At 73.0% G+C, this 20130-nt stretch carries 19 protein-coding genes and 1 tRNA gene; 7 read left to right on the top strand and 13 right to left on the bottom strand.

The window, feature by feature from the left end:
- Window positions 1–8: 8 nt before the first annotated feature.
- Window positions 9–1211 (top strand): MFS transporter, encoded by a 1203-nt coding sequence (locus L3X23_RS03770; protein WP_237190701.1) that lies wholly within the window; start codon window positions 9–11, stop codon window positions 1209–1211.
- Window positions 1212–1267: 56 nt separating this feature from the next.
- On the opposite strand, the gene icmF is transcribed toward L3X23_RS03770, so the two are convergent.
- The 3 genes from icmF to L3X23_RS03785 form a co-directional block, all read right to left on the bottom strand.
- A complete protein-coding gene (gene icmF / locus L3X23_RS03775; protein ID WP_237190702.1) occupies window positions 1268–4483 on the bottom strand; it encodes a fused isobutyryl-CoA mutase/GTPase IcmF in 3216 nt (1071 codons plus the stop codon).
- 125 nt (window positions 4484–4608) lie between these two features.
- A complete protein-coding gene (locus tag L3X23_RS03780; RefSeq protein ID WP_237190703.1) occupies window positions 4609–5604 on the bottom strand; it encodes a serine/threonine-protein kinase in 996 nt (331 codons plus the stop codon).
- Between the two features lie 214 nt (window positions 5605–5818).
- A complete protein-coding gene (locus tag L3X23_RS03785; protein ID WP_237190704.1) occupies window positions 5819–6118 on the bottom strand; it encodes a hypothetical protein in 300 nt (99 codons plus the stop codon).
- 61 nt (window positions 6119–6179) lie between these two features.
- Between L3X23_RS03785 and L3X23_RS03790 the strand changes: the two genes are divergently transcribed.
- On the top strand, window positions 6180–6908 hold the full coding sequence (locus L3X23_RS03790; protein ID WP_237190705.1) for a maleylpyruvate isomerase family mycothiol-dependent enzyme: 729 nt from the start codon (window positions 6180–6182) through the stop codon (window positions 6906–6908).
- Window positions 6909–6918: 10 nt separating this feature from the next.
- Here the strand turns inward: L3X23_RS03790 and L3X23_RS03795 are convergent, their stop codons facing one another.
- From L3X23_RS03795 to L3X23_RS03805, 3 genes are read right to left on the bottom strand one after another with little or no spacing between them, the layout of a single operon-like run.
- On the bottom strand, window positions 6919–7452 hold the full coding sequence (locus L3X23_RS03795; RefSeq protein ID WP_093089423.1) for a GNAT family N-acetyltransferase: 534 nt from the start codon (window positions 7450–7452) through the stop codon (window positions 6919–6921).
- Window positions 7453–7457: 5 nt separating this feature from the next.
- Window positions 7458–9083: an alkaline phosphatase D family protein gene (locus L3X23_RS03800; RefSeq protein WP_093089325.1), complete on the bottom strand. Its 1626-nt coding sequence runs from the start codon at window positions 9081–9083 to the stop codon at window positions 7458–7460.
- The gene (locus L3X23_RS03805; protein WP_237190706.1) at window positions 9080–10021 is read right to left on the bottom strand and encodes an ROK family protein; all 942 of its coding nucleotides are present in this window, start codon (window positions 10019–10021) and stop codon (window positions 9080–9082) included. The genes L3X23_RS03800 and L3X23_RS03805 overlap by 4 nt, the downstream gene beginning before the upstream one ends.
- A 56-nt stretch (window positions 10022–10077) precedes the next feature.
- Between L3X23_RS03805 and L3X23_RS03810 the strand changes: the two genes are divergently transcribed.
- The 3 genes from L3X23_RS03810 to L3X23_RS03820 all read left to right on the top strand — a co-directional run bounded on the left by L3X23_RS03810 (window position 10078) and on the right by L3X23_RS03820 (window position 12298).
- Entirely contained in the window at window positions 10078–11295 is a 1218-nt protein-coding gene (locus tag L3X23_RS03810) for a DoxX family protein (protein WP_237190707.1), read from the top strand.
- Window positions 11296–11485: 190 nt separating this feature from the next.
- Entirely contained in the window at window positions 11486–11746 is a 261-nt protein-coding gene (locus L3X23_RS03815) for a hypothetical protein (protein WP_093089322.1), read from the top strand.
- Between the two features lie 111 nt (window positions 11747–11857).
- Window positions 11858–12298: an SRPBCC family protein gene (locus tag L3X23_RS03820; protein ID WP_237190708.1), complete on the top strand. Its 441-nt coding sequence runs from the start codon at window positions 11858–11860 to the stop codon at window positions 12296–12298.
- Here L3X23_RS03820 and L3X23_RS03825 read toward each other — a convergent pair.
- Window positions 12288–12974, bottom strand: coding sequence for a YceI family protein (locus tag L3X23_RS03825; RefSeq protein WP_237190709.1), 687 nt, complete (start codon window positions 12972–12974; stop codon window positions 12288–12290). The genes L3X23_RS03820 and L3X23_RS03825 overlap by 11 nt on opposite strands.
- 128 nt (window positions 12975–13102) lie before the next feature.
- Between L3X23_RS03825 and L3X23_RS03830 the strand changes: the two genes are divergently transcribed.
- Window positions 13103–13177 (top strand) — tRNA-Ile (locus L3X23_RS03830).
- A 577-nt stretch (window positions 13178–13754) separates the two neighbouring features.
- Here L3X23_RS03830 and L3X23_RS03835 read toward each other — a convergent pair.
- Complete coding sequence (locus L3X23_RS03835; protein WP_237190710.1) at window positions 13755–14690, bottom strand: alpha/beta hydrolase; 936 nt, start codon at window positions 14688–14690, stop codon at window positions 13755–13757.
- A 33-nt stretch (window positions 14691–14723) separates the two neighbouring features.
- On the opposite strand from L3X23_RS03835, the gene L3X23_RS03840 reads away from it, so the two are divergent.
- Window positions 14724–15338 (top strand): TetR/AcrR family transcriptional regulator, encoded by a 615-nt coding sequence (locus tag L3X23_RS03840; protein ID WP_237190711.1) that lies wholly within the window; start codon window positions 14724–14726, stop codon window positions 15336–15338.
- 33 nt (window positions 15339–15371) lie between these two features.
- On the opposite strand, the gene L3X23_RS03845 is transcribed toward L3X23_RS03840, so the two are convergent.
- The 5 genes from L3X23_RS03845 to L3X23_RS03865 are packed head-to-tail and all read right to left on the bottom strand — an operon-like array spanning window position 15372 to window position 20125.
- Window positions 15372–16184: an MBL fold metallo-hydrolase gene (locus tag L3X23_RS03845; RefSeq protein ID WP_237190712.1), complete on the bottom strand. Its 813-nt coding sequence runs from the start codon at window positions 16182–16184 to the stop codon at window positions 15372–15374.
- Between the two features lie 5 nt (window positions 16185–16189).
- Window positions 16190–16927 carry an SDR family oxidoreductase gene (locus L3X23_RS03850; RefSeq protein WP_237190713.1) on the bottom strand — a complete coding sequence of 246 codons (738 nt, stop codon included), beginning with the start codon at window positions 16925–16927 and terminating at the stop codon, window positions 16190–16192.
- Window positions 16924–18636, bottom strand: a complete 1713-nt coding sequence (locus L3X23_RS03855) for an IlvD/Edd family dehydratase (RefSeq protein ID WP_237190714.1) — start codon at window positions 18634–18636, stop codon at window positions 16924–16926. The genes L3X23_RS03850 and L3X23_RS03855 overlap by 4 nt, the downstream gene beginning before the upstream one ends.
- Window positions 18633–19508, bottom strand: a complete 876-nt coding sequence (locus tag L3X23_RS03860; RefSeq protein WP_237190715.1) for a 3-keto-5-aminohexanoate cleavage protein — start codon at window positions 19506–19508, stop codon at window positions 18633–18635. Before L3X23_RS03860 ends, L3X23_RS03855 begins: the two co-directional genes overlap by 4 nt.
- Window positions 19505–20125 (bottom strand): DAK2 domain-containing protein, encoded by a 621-nt coding sequence (locus L3X23_RS03865; protein WP_237190716.1) that lies wholly within the window; start codon window positions 20123–20125, stop codon window positions 19505–19507. Before L3X23_RS03865 ends, L3X23_RS03860 begins: the two co-directional genes overlap by 4 nt.
- Window positions 20126–20130 lie beyond the last annotated feature (5 nt).

Raw genomic sequence — 20130 nt, forward strand, 5'->3', positions numbered from 1 at the left:
GGTGAGCGATGACAACGACTTCCACCACGATCCTGCTGCACGAGCGCGGCACCACCGGCTTCCGACGGCTCGGCCTGGCCATGTGGTGCACCGGCCTGGCCACGTTCGTGCTGGTCTACGCCGTGCAGGGCCTGTTGCCCACGTTCGCCACGGAGTTCGGGGTGTCGTCGGGGACCTCGAGCCTGGCGCTGTCGGCGACCACGCTGACGCTCGCGCTGGCCGTCGTCCCGCTGTCGGCCGTCGCCGAGTCCTGGGGCCGGGCGCGGGTCATGACGGCGGCGCTGACCGCCTCGGCGGTCCTGGGCCTCGTCGCGCCGCTCGCCCCGACCTTCGGCGTGCTGGTGGCGGTCCGGGCATTGCAGGGGATCGCGCTGGCGGCCCTGCCCGCCCTGGCGATGTCGCACGTCAGCCGGGAGGTCGCGCCGCGGCACCTGGGCGGGGCGATGGGCCTGCTGATCGCGGGCAACACGATCGGCGGGCTGTCCGGGCGGCTGATCGCGACGGCGGTGGCGGACCTGGCCGGCTGGCGGGTCGCCCTGCTGGTGGTGGGGCTGGTGTCGCTGGCGTGCACCGTCGCCTTCCGTCTGCTGCTGCCGCCGTCGGTGGCGCCCGCCGTGCCCGCGCGCCGCCCCGACCTGCGGCTCCACCTGCGGGACCCGGGGCTGCAGTGCCTGTTCGGCATCGGGTTCCTGCTGATGGCCGCGTTCGTGACGGTCTACAACTACCTCGGCTTCCGGCTGCTCGCGGCGCCCTTCGGGCTGCCCGCCACGCTCGTCGCGCTGATCTTCCTCGGCTACCTGGCGGGCTCCTACGCCTCGACGGCGGCGGGTCGGCTGGGGGACCGGTTCGGCAGACCGCGGGTGCTGTGGGCGGGCATCGCGGTGGCCGTGGTCGGGGCCTGGACGACGGCCCCCGCGTGGCTGCCCGCCGTGCTCGCCGGCCTGGTGGTGCTCACCGTGGGCTTCTTCGCCGGGCACTCCCTCGCCAGCAGCTGGGTGGGGCGGCGCTCGTCCCTGCTGGAGGGCGGGTCCCCGGCGGTGGCGTCCTCGCTCTACCTGTTCGGCTACTACGCGGGCAGCAGCGTCGGCGGCACGGTCGGCGGGATGGCGTACGACCACCTCGGCTGGGCCGGGGTGGTCGGGTACGTGACGGTCCTCCTGCTGGGCGCGCTGGCTCTCGCCCTCCGCCTCGCCACCCGTGAGCGGCGATAGTCGCCAGAGCGACCATCGCCGCTCACGGGTGGGGGCGCGCTGACCAGGCGCGGGTCCTACATGTTGCGGCGGTACTGGCCACCGACCTCGAAGAAGGCGTCGGTGAGCTGGCCCAGGGAGCAGACGCGCGCGGCCTTCACGAGCTCGTCGAAGACGTTCCCGTCCCCGGTGGCGACGTCCTGCAGCCTGCGCAGCGCCTGCTCGGCCTCGGCCTTGTGGCGGGACTGGAAGTCCGCCAGGCGCTCCAGCTGGGACTGCTTCTCCGCCTCCGTGCCGCGGGCCAGCTCGATCTCCAGCGGCTCCTCCTCACCCTCCTTGCGGAAGGTGTTGACGCCGATGATCGGCAGCTCGCCGGTGTGCTTGCGGTGCTCGTAGAGCATCGACTCGTCCTGGATCTTGCCGCGCTGGTAGCCGGTCTCCATCGCGCCGAGCACGCCGCCGCGCTCGGAGATCCGGTCGAACTCGGCCAGCACGGCCTCCTCGACGAGGTCGGTCAGCTCGTCGACGACGAACGAGCCCTGGAGGGGGTTCTCGTTCATCGACAGGCCCCACTCCTTGTTGATGATCATCTGGATGGCCATCGCGCGGCGCACCGACGACTCGGTGGGAGTGGTGATCGCCTCGTCGTAGGCGTTGGTGTGCAACGAGTTCGCGTTGTCGTAGAGCGCGCAGAGGGCCTGCAGCGTGGTCCGGATGTCGTTGAAGTTCATCTCCTGCGCGTGCAGCGACCGGCCGGAGGTCTGCACGTGGTACTTCAGCTTCTGGGACCGCTCGTTCGCGCCGTACTTCTCCCGCATCGCCACGGCCCAGATCCGCCGGGCCACCCGGCCGATGACCGTGTACTCGGCGTCCATGCCGTTGGAGAAGAAGAAGGACAGGTTGGGGGCGAAGTCGTCGATCGCCATGCCCCGCGCGAGGTAGCTCTCGACGAACGTGAACCCGTTGGACAGCGTGAAGGCCAGCTGGCTGATGGGGTTCGCCCCGGCCTCGGCGATGTGGTAGCCCGAGATCGAGACGGAGTAGAAGTTCCGCACCTTGTGCCGGATGAACCACTCCTGGATGTCCGCCATCATCCGGAGCGAGAACTCGGTGGAGAAGATGCAGGTGTTCTGCCCCTGGTCCTCCTTCAGGATGTCCGCCTGCACCGTGCCGCGGACGTTCGCGTAGGCGAACGCGGTGAGCTCCTCGCGCTCCGCCGCGTCCGGCTCGCGGCCCTCCTCGTCGACGAAGCGCGCGACCTGCTGGTCCACGGCGGTGTTCAGGAAGAACGCCAGGATCGTCGGCGCCGGGCCGTTGATCGTCATGGACACCGACGTGCTGGGGGAGCAGAGGTCGAAGCCCGCGTAGAGCTCCTTCATGTCGTCCAGCGTCGCGATCGAGACCCCGGACGTGCCGACCTTGCCGTAGATGTCGGGACGGGTCGCCGGGTCGTGCCCGTACAGGGTCACCGAGTCGAACGCCGTCGAGAGCCGCTTGGCCTCGGAGTCCGCGGACAGGTACTTGAAGCGTCGGTTCGTGCGGAACGGGTCGCCCTCACCGGCGAACATCCGCGCCGGGTCCTCGCCCTCCCGCTTGAACGGGAACACACCGGCGGTGAAGGGGAACCTCCCGGGCAGGTTCTCCTTGCGCAGGAAGCGCAGCAGCTCGGCGTCCTCGGTGTACTTGGGCAGCGACACGCGGGGGATCTTGTTGCCGGACAGCGTCTCCCGGGTCAGCGTGGTCCGCAGCTCCTTGTCGCGGACCTTCACGACGAGCTCGTCCCCGGAGTAGTCCTCGACGACCTGCGGCCAGGTGTCGACCAGCTCCGCGGCCTCGCCGGAGAGGTCCTGCTCCGCCTTGTGCAGCGCCTCGTCGACGCTGGACCCGACGATCTCCTGTGCCGTGCGCAGGTGCTGGCGCACCCGGGCCTTGGTGGCCTCGGCCTCGGTCTGCGCGTGGTACCCGCGGACCGTCTCGGCGATCTCCGCGAGGTAGCGCACCCGCTCCGGGGGGATGACCGCAGCGTGGGTGTGCGAGGTCTTCGTGTCGACCTTCGGCAGCCGCCCGTCGTGCAGGACCAGGCCGTTCTCGGCGAGCAGGGTGCCGAGCTCCTGGTAGAGGGCGGTCACGCCGTCGTCGTTGAAGGTGGCGGCGGAGGTGCCGAAGACCGGCATGTCCTCCCAGCTCGCGCCGAACTCCTCGCGGTTGCGGACCAGCTGGCGACCGACGTCCCGGCGGGCGTCCTCGGCGCCGCGGCGCTCGAACTTGTTGATCGCCACGACGTCCGCGAAGTCCAGCATGTCGATCTTCTCGAGCTGGGACGCGGCGCCGAACTCCGGCGTCATCACGTACAGCGAGCGGTCGACGAACGGGACGATGCCGGCGTCGCCCTGCCCGATGCCCGGGGTCTCCACGACGACCAGGTCGAACGCGGCGGCCTTGAGCACGGCGATGACGTCGCCCAGGTTCTCGGGGATCACGCCGTCGTTGCCGCGGGTGGCCAGCGAGCGGAAGTAGACCTGGTCGCCCTTGAGCGAGTTCATCCGGATCCGGTCGCCCAGCAGGGCGCCGCCGCCCTTGCGGCGGGTCGGGTCCACGGCCAGGACGGCGATCCGGAGCTTGTCCTCCTGGTCGAGGCGGAAGCGGCGGACCAGCTCGTCGGTCAGCGAGGACTTGCCCGAGCCGCCGGTGCCGGTGATGCCGAGCACGGGGACGGTGCGCTCCGGGGCGCGCGCGAGGACGTCCGCGGGCAGGCGACCGGCCTCGGCCAGGGTGATCGCGCGGGCGAGGGTGGCGGTCTCACCGGTGAACAGCCCGTCGTAGGACGCCGGGGGCTCGGCCGCGAGGTCGACGTCCGTCTCCCGGATCATCGTGTTGATCATCCCGGGCAGGCCCAGGTGCTGGCCCTCCTCGGGGGAGAAGATGTGCGCGACGCCGCGGCTGTGCAGGAGGTCGATCTCCTCCTGCACGATCACGCCGCCCCCGCCGCCGTAGACCTTGATGTGGCCCGCGCCGCGCTCGCGCAGCAGCTCGACCAGGTAGGAGAAGTACTCGACGTGCCCACCCTGGTAGGAGGACAGCGCGATGCCCTGCGCGTCCTCCTGGATGGCCGCGGTGACGACCTCGTCGACCGAGCGGTTGTGCCCCAGGTGGATCACCTCGGCGCCCTGCCGCTGCAGGATGCGCCGCATGATGTTGATGGCCGCGTCGTGTCCGTCGAACAGGCTCGCGGCGGTCACGAACCGGATGGGGTTCTTCGGGACGTACAGCTCGCTCGCGTCAGCACTGGCCATGGATCCTCCTGCACACCGTCGGACGTCATTTAGTTTGACGTCCTAGTATCTCCGGTGCAAGCGGTCCCGCTGTGACGTACGCGGAACTCGTGAGTGGCGATGGTCGCCCTGGCGACCATCGCCACTCACAGGAGGGTGTCGAGGGCGGCGTGGACCTCCGCCAGGCTCGGACGCGACGACGGGTCGACGAGCAGGCAGCCGTCCAGCACGCTCGCGACGCGGACCGGGAGCCTGCGGCGCGAGCGCAGGCGCGGGGCGGGCTTGAGCAGCTGCGGGTAGACCCGCCCGAGGTCGGCGCGCGGGTGCGTGGTGTCGGTGCGGGACAGGCTGTGCGAGCCCGTGGCCTCGCGGTCCTCCACCCCGTCGGGGAAGGGCCGCACGCCCGCCGCCGCCTCGTGCAGGACCACCCCGACCGCCCAGACGTCCGTCGCCGGGGTGACCGACCCGCCGACCACCTGCTCGGGGGCCATGTAGCGGGCGCTGCCCACCTCGGCGGGCGCCGGCCCGGGCGCGCGGGCCAGGGCGAGGTCGATGACCCGGGTGACCCCGGCACTGATCACGATGTTGCTAGGCTTGACGTCGCAGTGCACCCGGCCGCGTTCGTGCAGGTAGCGCAGGGCCGAGCCGAGCTGCTGGCCGAGGTGGGCCAGCGCGGTCTCGGGGAAGCGGCCGTAGCCCTCGATGGCGTCGGACAGGGTGCCGCCGGGCAGCGACTCGAGGACGAGGACGGGGGCGGGCCCGCGCTCGTCGACCAGGTCCAGCAGCCGGACGATGTAGGGATGGCGCAGCGAGCGCAGCAGCTTCGCCTCGCGCAGCAGGCCGCGCTTGGTGCGCGGGTCCCCGACGAGGTCCGGGCGCAGCACCTTGACCACGGTGTGGCAGTGGTGGATGTGGCTCCACGCGTCGTAGGTGTCGTAGTCCTCGCCGCGCCGCAGGTGCTGGACCACGGTGTACCCCGGCGCGATCTCGCCCCCCGCGGCGATCGGCGGTGGTCCGTCCGGCACGGGCACCGGCGCGGCCGCGTGCCTGCCGATCGGCTCCTCGACGGCCTCCACCGCGTCCGGTTCGGACTGCGCGGGCGCGGCGTGCCGCGCGGGCGGCTGGACCGCCGCGGCGCTCACGGTGCCCACCTCTGCGCCCGCCGGAGCGCGCACCGGTTCCCGACAATTCCCCCCATGCCCGCGATCCTCCCCCGTGCGGACGGCCCCGGCACGCCGGAAGGCGCCGGGAGCGCGCCGAGACGTCGCCCGGATGCGCCGGTCGGAAGCGTGTCATCGGGAAGGCCGCGCCGGGCCGGGGCGCCGCGGGTTCGCGTCGGGTCCACCCGAAAGGGCGTCACGCGGCCCGGGGCGACGGATCGACCTCGACGACGGTGCCCGGGACCACCGGTCCGCCGCCGCCCTCGGGGAGTGCCGCGGGCCTGCCGGCCGCCCGGTGCAGCAGGATGCGTCGATGCAGCACCCGGGCCGCCACCCTCGCCACGAGCCCCAGCAGGGCCAGCCCGGCCCCGGAGGCGACGATCGGGACGATGCCGGCGTCCGGCAGGACCGCCATCAGCACGAACGACAGGAACGGCCACCACAGCAGGAACCGTCCGGGTCCACGTCGGGTCCACTCCGGGTGCTCGGCCGCCATGAGTCGGCTTTACCCCCTGCGGATGTGCTTCAACCCGAGACCAGCCTCTAGCGTGACGACCATGTACCGGGAGGCTCTCATCGCCGAGAACGCTCGCTTCGCCGCACTGGTCGGCGAGGTCGACCACGCCACGCCGATCCCCACGTGCCCGGGATGGGACGTGGTCAAGCTGCTGCGCCACCTCGGACGCGGGCACCGCTGGGCCGCGACCATGGTGGAGAACCGCGCCACCGAGGCCCTCGACCCCCGCGAGGTCCCGGGCGGCAAGCCGCCTGCGGACCTCGACGGCACGGTCGCCTGGCTGCGGGAGAGCGCCGCGGCGGTGCCCGCGGCGGTCGACGCCGTGGGCCCGGACGCCCCGGTGTGGACCTTCACCGGCCCGAAGCCCGCCGAGTGGTGGATCCGGCGCCGCCTCCACGAGGAGACGGTGCACCGCGCGGACCTGCAGCTCGCGGTGGGCCGGGAGATCGACCTGGCCCCCGAGCTCGCGGTCGACGGGCTGTCCGAGTGGCTGGACCTGCTGGTCGAGCGCGGCGGTGTGGGCGCGTCGATGTCCGCGGACCTGCACCTGCACGCCACCGACACCGACGACGGCGTGGGGGAGTGGACGATCCGGCCCGACGGCGGGGGACTGGTCTGGGAGCCCGGGCACGGCAAGGCCGCCGCGGCCGTGCGCGGCCCGGCGGCCCTGCTGTTCCTCGCGCTCGTGCGGCGGGTGCCGCTGGAGCGGCTGGAGGTGTTCGGCGACCGGACGGTGGTGGACGACTTCCTGGCCGCCACGCCGTTCTAGTGTCGGGACACTAGCCGAGCTCCTCGGCGAGCAGGTCCATCAGGAGGCCGTCGTGCCAGGTGCCGTCGGGGCCGCGTTCGTAGCGGCGCAGCACCCCGACCCGCCGGAACCCGACGCGCTCGTAGCTGCGGATGGCCTTGACGTTGTCCGCGGCGGGGTCGATGGCGATGCGGTGGTGGCCGCGGTCGACGATCAGGTGCCGGGCCAGGGTCCGCACGGCGTCGGCGCCGAGCCCGCGCCCGTGCGCGCTCGGGGCCAGCGCGACGTCGATCCCCGCGTGCCGGTACTCCGGGTCGTCCTCCTCGTCGAAGCAGATCAGCCCGACGGTCTCGCGGAACGCCTCGATGGCGAAGCACTGCGCGCCGATCAGCTCGCGGGCCACCCGCTCCCGGTCGTAGCCCGGCCACCACCGCGCCACCTCCGGCTCGGTGAGGATCGCGAGGAACTCGTCCACGTGCCGTTCCTCGGTGGGCCGCAGCACGACCGTCTGGCCGGCGAGGGCGCCGGAGTCGTCCGTCGCGTCCTCGCTCAGGGTGTGGCCCATCGCGCTCACAGCGCCTCCAGGGGGTATCGGGCCTGCGCGGCGAGGGTGGACGCCGAGCGGGGCTTCTCGAACACGACCTCGGCGCGCCGGTCGGCGACGTCGAGGGTGGCGATGAGGTTGCCGAACAGCGGCCCGCCGAGCTTGGTCCAGCTCATCGCGGGCTCCGGGACTCCGTCGTGCCGCACCCACGCCCGGGTGGCCGCGGTCGCCGCGCGCGACCACGCGAGCCGGAACGCGACCCGGATCGCGGCGGGCACCTGGTTGTGGACGGGCGAGCACACCAGCTGGTGGACGGCCGCACCCGGCAGGTCGACGCGGGCCGCGTAGCTGTGGTGCACATCACCGGACAGTACCGACACGGTGGCGGGGCCGGATGTCGCAGCCCGAGACACCAGCGCCCCCAGCCGGTCGAAGGACTCGCGGAAGGCGGGCCAGTGCTCCATGTCCGCCTGCTGCCGGATCCACTCGCCGACGCGGCCTCGCAGACCGGGCCGGGCCGCCGCCACCTCGTTGATCGTCTCGACGTCGCCGAGGGCGGGGGCCAGCAGCCACGGCACGGACGTCCCGAGCAGCAGGTGGTCGACGTCTCCGGGCGCGCCGACCTGCTCCTCCACCCACGCGAACTCGGAGTCACCCAGCATCAGGTGCCTGCCCTCGTCGAGGATCCGGCCGTTGCGTGAGTCGATCATGACCAGTCGGGTGCGGCCCATGTCCCAGCGGAAGCTGAACCGCACGCCCTTCGCCCCGTCCACCTCGGCGTCCGCGCGGTCGGCGAGCTCCACCAGCAGCGGCCACACGTCGCCGTCGGCGGCGCGGACCCGCTGCCAGTCGGGGTCGGCCGCCAGCTCGTCCGGGGGGAGGTTGCCCAGGTGCTGGTAGACCCAGTAGGAGCCCAGCGCGGAGCGGATCCGGTCCCGCCACCAGGGGGTCCGGTCGATCTCCTCGCGCCAGGCGGCGGAGGTGTTCCAGTCGTCCCGCACGTCGTGGTCGTCGAAGATCATCGCGGTGGGGACGGTGGACAGGATCCAACGGATCTCGGGATCGACCCAGGAGTCCCGGTAGAGGCCGACGTACTCGTCGTAGCCCACGATCTCGTCGTCCGGCCAGCTCTCCGGCCGCTCCCGGCGGCCCGCGATGCGCCTGCGGGTCTGTGGGGTGAGCTCGTCGGCGTAGACCTGATCGCCCAGCAGGAGCAGCGCGGTCGGCCACTCCTCCGGGGGCAGGCCCGCCATCCGGGCGGCGTAGGCGTCGAGCGCGTCGATGCCGTAGGCCGCGGCGGACTTCGGGTCGGCGAGCTTGACGTAGCGGCAGGACCCGAACACCACGCGCGCCCGGCCCGCGGTCCGCGGTCCCCGCGTCGGGATCACGGAGGCGGGGAACGGGCTGTGCGGCACCGGCCACACGACCGCGCCGTCCACCCGCACCTCGTACGGGATCCGGGAGTCCGGCTCCAGCCCGGTGACCGGGACGACGGCGTAGTGGTGACCGGCGACCTCGAACGTGCGGGTCGTGGCGCCGAGGATCTCGACGGTCGCCGCGGCGCCCGTCTGGACCCAGACCGTGGCGGTGGTCTCGCCGACGTGCCGCAGGACCGGCCCCAGCACGAGCGGGGCGGTCCCCGGGCGGGTCACGACAGGGCCAACAGCGCGGCGCCGATCTTCCCGGCGTCACTGCCGAACGTGCTGGGCAGCACCGGCGGGAGCGGCCGGACCTGCGGGGCGTAGGCGAACTCGGCGGCGGCCTCGCGCGCGGGGGTGAGCAGCAGGTCCCCGGTCTCGACGACGCCCCCGCCGATCACGACGGCGTCGAGCTCGAAGATCGTGGTGACGGTGGCGATGCCGATCCCGAGCCAGCGGGCCAGGGTCTGGAACAGCGCGACCGCCGTCGGGTCGCCCGCCTGGGCGGCCTCCGTGACGATCTGCCCGTTCACCGGGACGCCGCGCTCGCGGGCGAGGGAGGCGATGACGCCGTCCGGGTCCGCGGCGGCGGCCTCCCGGCCGGTCCTGGTCAGGGCGCTGCCGCTCGCCACCGCCTCGAGGCAGCCGCGCTTCCCGCAGCCGCAGCGCGGCCCGGCCGGGTCGACGACGATGTGCCCCAGCTCCGCGGCGAAGCCGCGCGGGCCGCGGTAGATCTGCCCGCCCAGCACGATCCCGCTGCCGACGCCGGTGCCGACCGTGATCAGCACCATCTCCCGGTAGAGCGTGTCGCCGAGCAGCGCCTCGGCGAGACCCGCGACGTTGGCGTCGTTGTCGACCACGGCCGGGAGCCCGGTCGCGGACTCCAGCTCGGAGCGGATGTCCCAGTCGCGGTAGGAGTTGTTGGGGGCCCAGAGGATCCGCCCGCTCGGCCACTCCACGGTGCCCGCCGCGCCGACGCCGATGGCCTCGACCTCGGGTTTCTTCGTCCGCAGGGTCTCGGTCATCCGGAGCAGCAGCGCGGACATGGTCGCGGAGTCCGACGTCTCGGGGGTCGGCTCGGTCAGCTCGGCGACCACCGTGCCGTCGTCGGCCACGACGGCGCCCGCCACCTTGGTCCCACCGATGTCCAGCCCGATCGCGTGTCTCGCCACAGGGCGAATCCTGCCGGCTCGTGTTTGCCGGCGGGGGCTCCGGGGAAAGCCGCGCCATGCCTCTGTTGCGTCGCGTGGCCCGGCCCATGCTGGCCGGCCTGTTCATCTACGGCGGAATCAACTCGCTGCGCAACCCCGCTGCGCATGCCGAAGCCGCCAAGCCCGTGCTCGACTACGCCGCTCCGGCGATCGACAAGGCCGTCGAGGCGTCGCCGCTGGAGAAGCGGCCGGACAACGAGACCCTGGTCAAGATCGACGGTGCGGTGAAGGTCGCCGCGGGGACCCTGCTGGCCCTGGGCAAGTTCCCGCGCCTGTCCTCCGGCGCGCTCGCCGCGAGCCTCATCCCCACCACCCTCGCCGGCCACCGGTTCTGGGAGGAGACCGACCCTGCGGCCAAGCAGGCCCAGCAGATCCACTTCCTGAAGAACACGGCGCTGCTGGGCGGGCTGATGATCGCGGCGGCGGACACCCACGGGAAGCCGTCGGTGGCCTGGCGCTCCCGCAAGGCCGCCGAGGCGGCGTCCGCGGCGATCTCGGCGCAGGCCGGGGCGCTGTCGGACTCCGTGTCGCACGCCACGGACTCGGTGTCCGGCCTGGTCTCCGGGCTCGGCGGGTCGAGCGCGTCGACGGGCTCGCAGCTCGCCGACCGGGCGTCCGCGCTCGGGGACACCCTCGCCGCGAAGGCGCCGGTCGTGAAGGCCAAGGCCGCCGAGCTCGGCTCCGTCGCCTCGGACCGGGCGGCCGAGCTCGGCGCGGCCGCGACCGCGTTCGGCGCGGTGGCCTCCGACAAGGCCGCCACCTGGGGCGCCGCCGCGTCGGAGCAGGCCGCGACGGTGGGGGAGGACCTGTCGAAGCGGGCCGCCAAGGCCGCGAAGAAGGCCGAGAAGCGCGGTGCCGCGCTCCAGAAGGAGGTCGACAAGCGGTCGGCCGCATGGCAGAAGGAGCTCGACAAGCGCGGCAAGGAGTGGGAGAAGCTCGCCGACAAGAAGGGCGAGGAGTGGGCCGAGGGCGCCGCGCGCAAGCGGGCCGCCTTCGAGAAGGCCGCCGACCGCAAGCGCGCGGAGTGGGAGAAGTCCGCCCGCAAGGCCGCGAAGAAGGCGCGCAAGCGGGCACCGGGTTACGTGGACCAGCTGTCCGCGCTGGCCGCGCAGGCCTCCGAGCAGGCCGCGAAGTTCGGTGGCGACGTCGCGTCCCGCGCGTCGGACGCCGAGACCGCCGTCGAGGGCATCGTCCGGGACGCCCGCAAGCGCGCGGCCAAGGTCGTCGCGCCCTGACCTGAGCACACCCGGAATCCCGACCGGCCCGCCGTTCCCGAACCGGGGCGGCGGGCCGGCTCGTGTCACGGCTCTCGTGTCACGGCTCTCGTGTCACGGCTCTCGTGTCACGGCGCTCGTGTCACGGCGCTCGTGTCACGGTGAGATCGGCGACGGTGCGGACCACGCTCCGTGTCCGTACGGTGGCCGGATGACCGGAGCCACCGAGGAGGACTGGGCGGACTGGGTCGCCACGCAGGCCCCACCGGCCACGGACGCCCCCGACGGCCCCGACACCTACTGGTTCGTCGGCGGTCCGCTCGACGGTCGGGTCCGCACCCGCCCGGCGGGCCAGGAGCCCCCCGCCGTGGTCCGCCACGTCCACCTGCACGGCGGCCCCAAGATCGTCCACCACTACGACCTCCACGAGGTCGCGGGGCACGGCGGCGAGTACCGCTTCCGCGAGGACTGACCGTCCGGCGAGGGTGCCGGTCGACGTGGTCGTCGCTGCTGGGGTAGGAATCGTCCACGCCCTGATCGCGCCGAGCGGGGCCGTCGAGTACACCGTCACGAAGGAGTGACCATGCCGCGTCCGTACGCCAGTGGGGTCGTCGCCGCGCCCGCCGACAAGGTCTGGGCGGTGGTGCGGGACTACAACGGTCTGCCCGGCTGGCTGACCGCGATCGGGCACAGCGAGCTCGTGGAGGGGGCGGACGGGCAGGTCGGCGCCGTGCGGCGGCTGGTCCTCGCCGACGGCGGGGACCCCTTCGACGAGAAGCTGATCCACCTCGACGACGCCGACCGCACCCTCACCTACGCCTTCACCGGCGCCAACCCGTTCGACGTGGCCCGCTACGTCTCGACGATCCGGGTCGCGCCCGTCACCGACACCGACCAGTCGTTCGTCGAGTGGTGGTGCGAGTACGACGCGGACGTGGCGCGCCACGCCGAGCTCACCCAGACCTTCGCCGACGGCGTCTACGCCGCCGGCATCGCCGGGCTGCGGAAGGTGCTCAGCTCCTAGGCGCCAGCGCCAGCAGGAACTCCACCTGACCGGTCGGGTCGACGCGGACGAAGTCGCCGATGCTCGGCGGCTCGATCCCGAAGTCGGTGAACGTCACCGGGATCGACCCGGAGACGTCGATGCCGGCGCCGTCCCGCACGGCGGTCAGCGGGAAGCTCACCTCGCGGGTGACGTCCTTGACCGTGAGCGTGCCCGCGGCGGTCACCGTGGCCTGCCCGCCGTTCGCGAAGTCCGCGCCCAGGTCGATCGGGCCGGTGAGGGTGAACGTCGACGTCGGGTACCTCGCCGTCTCCATGATGTTCCCGGTGAACTGGCCGTCCCGACGCCCCTGGTCGCTGGTCACGGTGCTCATCTGCACCGTGACCTCGCCCGCCGTGACCGCGGTGCCGGACAGCGAGACCGTCCCGCTCACGTCCGGCGTGCGCCCGACCGCGTCGACCCGCTGCCCGCCCAGCAGCTCCCCGACCCGGTAGCCGGCCTCCGACCCCGCGCCCACGGTGTAAGCGCTCGCCAGCTCACCCGTCGGCGCCGCGACCTGTGACGACCCCACCGCCAGCGGCGCCGCGGCCTCCGGCGCGATCCACCGGCTGTAGACGAACGGCCCCCCGACCGCCAGCACCACCACCAGCGCGACGATCCCGATCACGTAGGCCTTCCAGTGCTGCCGCAGCTTCATCTCTCTCCCGCCGACTCGATTCAACGTTCAACGACATGAACCGTACCGGCCGAACGGACGAACCGGGCAGACTCTCAGTGTCCTCCCAGGGAAGGCCCCCGAACCCCGCCCCGCTAATCTGCGAGCAGGGGGCAGTAGCTCAGTTGGTCAGAGCAGCGGACTCATAATCCGTCAGGCCGTCGGTTCGAGCCCGACCTGCCCCACGGACTTCAGTATTGCGGCAGCTCAGGGAGGGGTTTCCTGGACGGTTCACGGTGGTGGAAGATCAAAAGAGACTGGCGTCGGGATCACTTGATGGCTGTAGCGGCCCAGACCCACAGGGTCATGCCGCGGTCAGTTCGCCGAAATTGGTGTCGATCCGCTCCGGGCTCAGCGCGTGCTCGATGAGCGCCGCCGATGCCCGCAACGTCGCCGAGACGAGACTGCTCAAGCGTCAGCGCACGTGCGGGCCGTCGTGGTGCCTCGGCGTGGCGTTTGGGGGCCTGGGTTCGACCGGGTGAAGGTGCGACACGGTGCCGCCTCTCTGCTTCGGTCCGACTGCGTCGTCGTCGCGGACGCCCGGACGGACGTTCCTTCGGGCCCTCGCCGGCGCATCGAGCCCAGTGCGTCGTCGAGCGTGGGCGTCGACGGGGCCCCTCGCGCCGGGCCTGCCCTGGACGAGCCTATGGTCGTGCCGGCCGGCACCGGACTGCCGAGTCGGCCGCAGGTCGGGGCAGAGGGACCTGCACGTCGGTCCTGATCGGGCGCGACGTGGAGATGGTGCTGAGCACCGCGCTGGTCTCAGGTGGTCGTCGGGTTCGGGACGTGCGAGTCGAGGAAGGAGAGCTGGTCGGCGAGCACATGCTCGAAGTACTCGCCGGCGTAGATGTCGAAGTGTCCGACGGGGTAGCGCGTGATCTCGCCGCGGGGGGCTCTAGCGGCGTCCCGCAGGGTGGCCTCGGCCGGCGCCACCGAGTCGTGGTCGCAGACGCAGAACAGGATCGGGCAGCGGACCTGTCGGGTCCGTCTGCCGGGGAACTGGAGGGGGATCTCCAGCGCGACCCGGGCGGGGACCTCGTTGTGGACCTCCTCCTCGGTGAAACCGGAGGCCGCGAGGAGCGTGAGGAAGCCGTCGTGGACGTCGGCGGCGTCCATGAGCCCGACCTGACCGGGGCGGGCCGCCACCTTGACGCGGACCGGTGGGCGCCCGAGTGCGCGTGCGACCTGGTCCTTGATCGCCGCCACGCCCAGCCGCGCGAGTGCGCGCAGCGAGATCTGCCGCGCCGAGGCCAGGCCGTCGACGAATGGGCACTGGGCGATCGCGGCGACGACCCTGGTGTCTTCGGCGGCGGTGACGATGGCGTGGCCGCCCGCGAAGGAAGTGCCCCACAGGATGACCCGGTCCCCGTCGACCTCGGGGATCGAGCGTGCGAACGCGATGGCCGCGTGCCAGTCATCGCGCTGACGCCGGATGCTGAGCAGCTCCCGTGGTTGGCCCTCGCTGTCGCCGAAGTGGCGGTAGTCGAAGACCAGGCAGGCGTACCCGGCGGCCTGGAACCGCTCCGCGAACGCGGCCAGTTGGAGCGCTTTCACTGCACCGAGACCGTGGGCCATGACGATGACCGGCGGAGGTTCAGCCTCGGGGGGTGTGGTCGGGAGGTAGAGCCAGGCGTGACAGCGGTCGGTGCCGGAGCAGAAGTGCAGCTCGCGGCGTCCGGGCACGGGGTCGGCGGTCATGTCCGCAGCCTTTCTTGATTGATAATCAAGAAAATGTTGCAGCCCTCTTGGATGGCCGTCAAGATGGGCTGCGTGCCGCGTAACCGCCGTCCGGTCCCGAAGGAGGAGCGGCGCGAGGAGCTGCTGGTCGCCGCCGCCGAGCTGTTCGTCGCCGACGGGTACGAGGCCACGTCGATGACTCGGCTCGCCGAGCGCGCCGGCGTCACGGCGAACACGCTGTACTGGTACTTCCGCGACAAGGACGAGGTGCTCGTCGCGGTCGCCGACCGGTACCTGAACGCGCTGCTGGACGAGCACGCGGCGCTCGCCGAGCACCCACTCGCGGAGCAGTTCCTGTGGCTGGTCCGCATACTGCGACCGGTGCGGCATCTCGTCGCGACGGTGCACAACCGGGTCGCCGTCTCCGACGCCGTCCGTGCCTGGCACGCCGGGTTCCACCAGACCTTCGAGGACCTCTTCGAGCGGCGCCTCCCGCATCCCGTACCTGCGGAACGGCGTCGTGCCGAGATCGCTGCGGCGACCTTCGCGCTGGAGGGCGCGATCACCCACGAACTCGACGACGCCACCACGCGGCAACTCTGCGAGGTCCTCGCCGACCGCCTCCAGCACGCGGCCGCGGCGGGCACCACAGCGGCTGAGCCGGGGTAGCAGTGTGACGGTGGTGCGTTGTCCGGTGCCGCCTCAGAGTTCGGTGGGGACGTAGTGGAGGCGGTCGCCGCTGCGGGTGAGACGACCGGGCGAGAAGTGGGCCGGCAGGAGCAGTCCGCCGTCGTCCGCCAGCCGTGTGCACAGCTGGTGTCGGCTGCGGGCGGCGAGCACGGGATCGGCGTCGCCCGCCTGGCTGAGGTCGAGGTCGTCGAACTGCAGCGGGTGGTGGATCGCGTCGCCGCTGATCACCGCCGCTCCGTCGAGGTCCACGACGAGGTGCCCGGCGGTGTGGCCGGGCAGGGGGCGCAGAGTGATCCCCGGGACCACCTCGTGGGGCGCCTCGACCGCGGAGACCAGCCCCGCGTCGACGACGGGGGCCACGCTGTCGGCGTAGGTCCGTGCGAGGTCGGCGAGCACCCCGTCGGCCGGGCCCGCGGCGAGCCCGGCCAGCCAGTCGAGGTCGGCGGCGGCGAGGAGGTGTCGGGCGCGGGGGAACACGGGCACCCACTCGCCGTCGACGAGCCGGGTGAGGCCGCCGCAGTGGTCGGGATGCAGGTGGGTGCACACCACGACGTCGACCGACTCCGGCGGCACCAGCGCGGTGAGCCGGTCGAGGTAGTCGGTGCGGAAGTCGGCGTGCGCGGCGAGGACCGGACGGTGCTTGTCGTTGCCGTTCCCCGCGTCGACCAGCACGGTCACGTCGGAGGTACGCACCAGGTAGGTGGCGATCTGAAGGTCGAGGCGGCCGCAGGGGTCGAGCCCGGGGAAGAGCTCCTCGGGGGCGAAGGGCCAGTGTTCGAGCTCGACGACCCGGTCGACGGTGAGCGTGCCCAGGGACAGTGACATGGGGTTCATCCTCGGCCGACGAACGGCATCGTGGTGGCGGTGAGGGTGAGGAACTGCGTGTTGGCGTCCAGTGGCAGGCCCGCCATGAACCGGACGGCGTCGGCGACGTGGCGGGTGTCGAAGGTCGGTTCGGGCCGCACGGTGCCGTCGGCCTGGCGGGCTCCCGTGGCGAGGGTGCCGGTCATCGCGGTCGCGGCGTTGCCGACATCGAGTTGGCCGCAGGCGATCCCGTGGGGTCGGCCGTCGAGGGAGAGCGACCTGGTCAGGCCGGTGATGGCGTGCTTCGTCGCAGTGTAGGCGATGCTGCCGGGCCGGGGTGCGTGTGCGGAGACGGAGCCGTTGTTGATGATCCGCCCACCGTGCGGGGTCTGGGCCCGCATCGCCGCGAAGGCGGCGCGGGCGCAGAGGAACGCGCCGGTGAGGTTCACCTCCACGGTCCGGCGCCAGGCGGTCGGGTCGATCTCGTCCGGGCTGCCCGACGGGCCGAAGTCCCCGGCGTTGTTGACCAGCAGGTCCAGCCGGCCCCAGGCGCGGCGGACCGCCGCGAACAGGGCGTCGACCTGCGTCTCGTCGGTGACGTCGGCCGGCACGACGAGTGCGCCGCGCCGCTCCTGCGCGGTCTCCGCCAAGGCCTCGGGTCGCCGTCCTGCCAGCGCGACCCGCCATCCGTCGTCGAGCAGGGCGCGGGCCACGACCCGGCCGATCCCGGACCCGGCCCCGGTCACGATCGCGGTGCGGCTCAATGGTTGTCCCCGCTGACGAGCGCCCCGCGCCTGCCGCGCAGGAAGTCCAGGTCGGCGCCCCGGTCGGCCTGCTCCACGTGGTCTACGTAGAGCCGTTGCCAGCCGCCCTCGGACACCGGATCGGGGGCCTTCCAGGTTGCGCGGCGGCGGGCCAGCTCCTCGTCGGTGACGTCGAGGTGCAGGCGGCGGGCGGGGACGTCGAGCAGGACGACGTCCCCGTCCTGCACCAGCGCGAGCGGCCCGCCCGCGGCGGACTCCGGCGCCACGTGGAGTACGACGGTGCCGAACGCCGTGCCACTCATCCGGGCGTCGGAGATGCGGACCAGGTCCGTGACGCCGCGTTCGAGCAGGTAGCGGGGCAGGGGCAGGTTCCCGACCTCGGGCATGCCGGGGTATCCGCGGGGGCCGACGCCGGTGAGGACGAGCACGGAGTCCTCGTCGAGGGCGAGATCCGGATCGTCGATCCGGGCCCGGAAGTCGTCCATGCCGTGGAACACCGCCGCCCGCCCGCGGTGCACCAGCAACCCGGGGCTCGCCGCCGACGGCTTGATCACCGCGCCGTCCGGGGCGAGGTTGCCGCGCAGCACCGCGGTGCCCGCCCCGCGGGCCAGCGGGTGGGCGAGCGTGCGCACGGTCTCGCCGTCGGGCGGCGGGGCGTCCCGGTTGTTCTCGACGATCGAGCGACCGGTGACGGTGCGCGCGCTCGGGTCCAGCAGCGGCGCCAGCTCGCGGAGGACCGCGGGCGCCCCGCCCGCGGCGAAGAAGTCCTCCATGAGCCCTCGGCCCGACGGCTGCAGGTCGACCAGCAGCGGTATGTCCCGCCCGAACGCGTCGATGTCGTCGAGGGTCAGCGGCACCTCCGCGCGTCCGGCCAGTGCCAGCAGGTGCACGACCGTGTTCGTGGAGCCCCCGATGGCGGCGTTGAGCCGGACCGCGTTGGCGAAGGCCGCGCGGGTCAGGACGGCGGAGGGACGCAGGTCCTCACGGACCAGCCCGACGGCGCGCGCCCCGGTCTCGCGGGCGAGGACGCGGCGGCGGGAGTCGACCGCCGGGAGCGCGGCGTTGCCCGGCAGCGCCATGCCGAGCGCCTCGGTGAGACAGGCCATGGTCGAGGCGGTCCCCATGGTGTTGCAGTGCCCGGCCGACCGGGACATGCAGGACTCGGCCTGCCGGAACTCGGCCTCGGTCAGGGTGCCCGCCCGCACCTGTTCGGCCATCGCGAAGACGGCGGTCCCCGAGCCGATCGGCGCCCCGCGGAAGCGTCCGGTGAGCATCGGCCCTCCGGAGAGCACGATCGTGGGCAGGTCCACGCTGGTCGCACCCATGAGAAGGGCCGGGGTTGTCTTGTCGCAGCCGCAGAGCAGGACGACCCCGTCGAGCGGGTTGGCCCGCACCGACTCCTCCACCTCCATGCTCACCAGGTTGCGGAACAGCATCGACGTCGGCCGCAGGATGGTCTCGCCCAGCGACATCACCGGGAACTCCACCGGCACCCCGCCCGCCTCGCGCACCCCGAGCTTGACGTGCTCGGCGAGCTCGCGGAAGTGCCCGTTGCACGGTGTGAGCTCCGACCAGGTCGAGCAGATCCCGATCACCGGTCGACCGTCGAAGTCCGCGTCGGTGAAGCCCTGGTTGCGCAGCCAGGACCGGCCGATGAAGCCGTTGACCCCGGTCCCGCCGAACCAGTCCTGTGAGCGCAGCCGGGTCATGAGCCGATCCCCAGCAGCTCGCGGGCCTGCTCCGGGGTGGCGGGCTCGCACCCGTGGGCGCGCACCAGCTCGACCGCGTCGTGCACCTGCTCCAGGTTGGTCCGCGGGCGTCCGTCCGTGGCGAACGGGCTGTCCTCGATCCCGACGCGGACGTGCCCGCCCAGCAGGAGGGTGTCGGCCAGGGCCGGAGTGGGATCCGGTCCGCACACGGTGGTGGCGAACACCGCGCCCGGGGGGAGGGCCGCGATGAGCCCGCGCAGCACGGCGGGGGAGTAGGGCAGCGCGTTCTGGAACAGCTGGTGCTGGTTCAGCACCAGGTTGACCACGTGGGGGGCCGAGTCGAGATCGGCGAGCGCGGGCAGGTCCACGAGGAGGTTCGCGTGGTTGAAGACCTCCCACTCCGGCGTGGCACCCGCCTTCGCGATGCCCTCGGCGAGGGCCCGGGCGAGTCGTCGTGAGGTTCCCATTAGCACCTCGCCGTCCGGGCCATCGACATAGGACGTGATGGTGTCCAGTGTGAACGTGTCGGCGCCGGAGGCCAGGGCGGACAGCCGCATCTCCTCGTCCACGACCGGGCCGGCCTCGGTCTCCCGGCGCATGGCACCGGTGACCCCGCCCCCCGTCGAGTTGTTGACGACGACGTCGCAGCGGCCTCGGACCAGCGCGTTGGTCGCGCGGTAGACCTCGGGGTCGCAGGTCGCCGCGCCGTCGGCGGTCCGGGCGTGGAGCGCGGCCATGCTCGCCCCGGCCTCGGCGCAGCGGGCGACGTCCGCCGCGATCGCCTCCGGGGTCACCGGGACGTGCGGGTGCCGGTCGGGGGTGAGGAACCCCCCGGTCGGCGCGATGGTGACGATCACGGGGCGGCGGCTCACCGGGAGTCCGCCGCGGTCGCTCCGGCGCGCAGGAACATCGCCACCGTGCGCGCCCCCGGGTCGTCGACTCCGACGGCGTTGTCGCCCACGTAGCTGGCCCGGCCGCGACGGGCGCGGAGCCCGCCGGTGGAGTCGGCGCCGCGTTCGGCGGCGGACGCGGCCGCCTCGAGCGCTTCGGCCAGTGTGAGTCCTGTGCGGCCGGACAGGGCGGCGGCGGCCGGCGCGAGTGCGTCGACCATGGTCTTGTCACCCACCTCGGCCCCGCCGAGCCGTTGCACCACTCCGGCCCCGGCGCTCAGCCCGCGGCTCAGGCTCCCGACCGGGTCGGCCGGGTCGAGGGCGCGGGCCAGCTCGCGGAACCACATCCCGAAGAGCGGTCCGCTGGTGCCACCGGTGCCCAGGTACCCCTCGGCGAGGGCCAGCACGACATCGCCTGCGCCGGCGGGCGCGGTGGTGTCCAGTGTCCGGCGGGCGCGGCGCAGCGCGGCGCGCATGTTGTCGCCGAAGTCGCCGTCCCCGGCCCGCCGGTCGGCGTCGCCGAGCGCGGCGGCGTGGTCGAGCACCGCGGTCTCGAAGTGGCGGACCCAGGTCCGGGCCAGGAGGGTGTCGAGTGTCATCGGGT

Source organism: Pseudonocardia sp. WMMC193, assembly GCF_021728735.1.
GTDB classification, from domain to species: Bacteria; Actinomycetota; Actinomycetes; order Mycobacteriales; family Pseudonocardiaceae; genus Pseudonocardia; species Pseudonocardia oroxyli.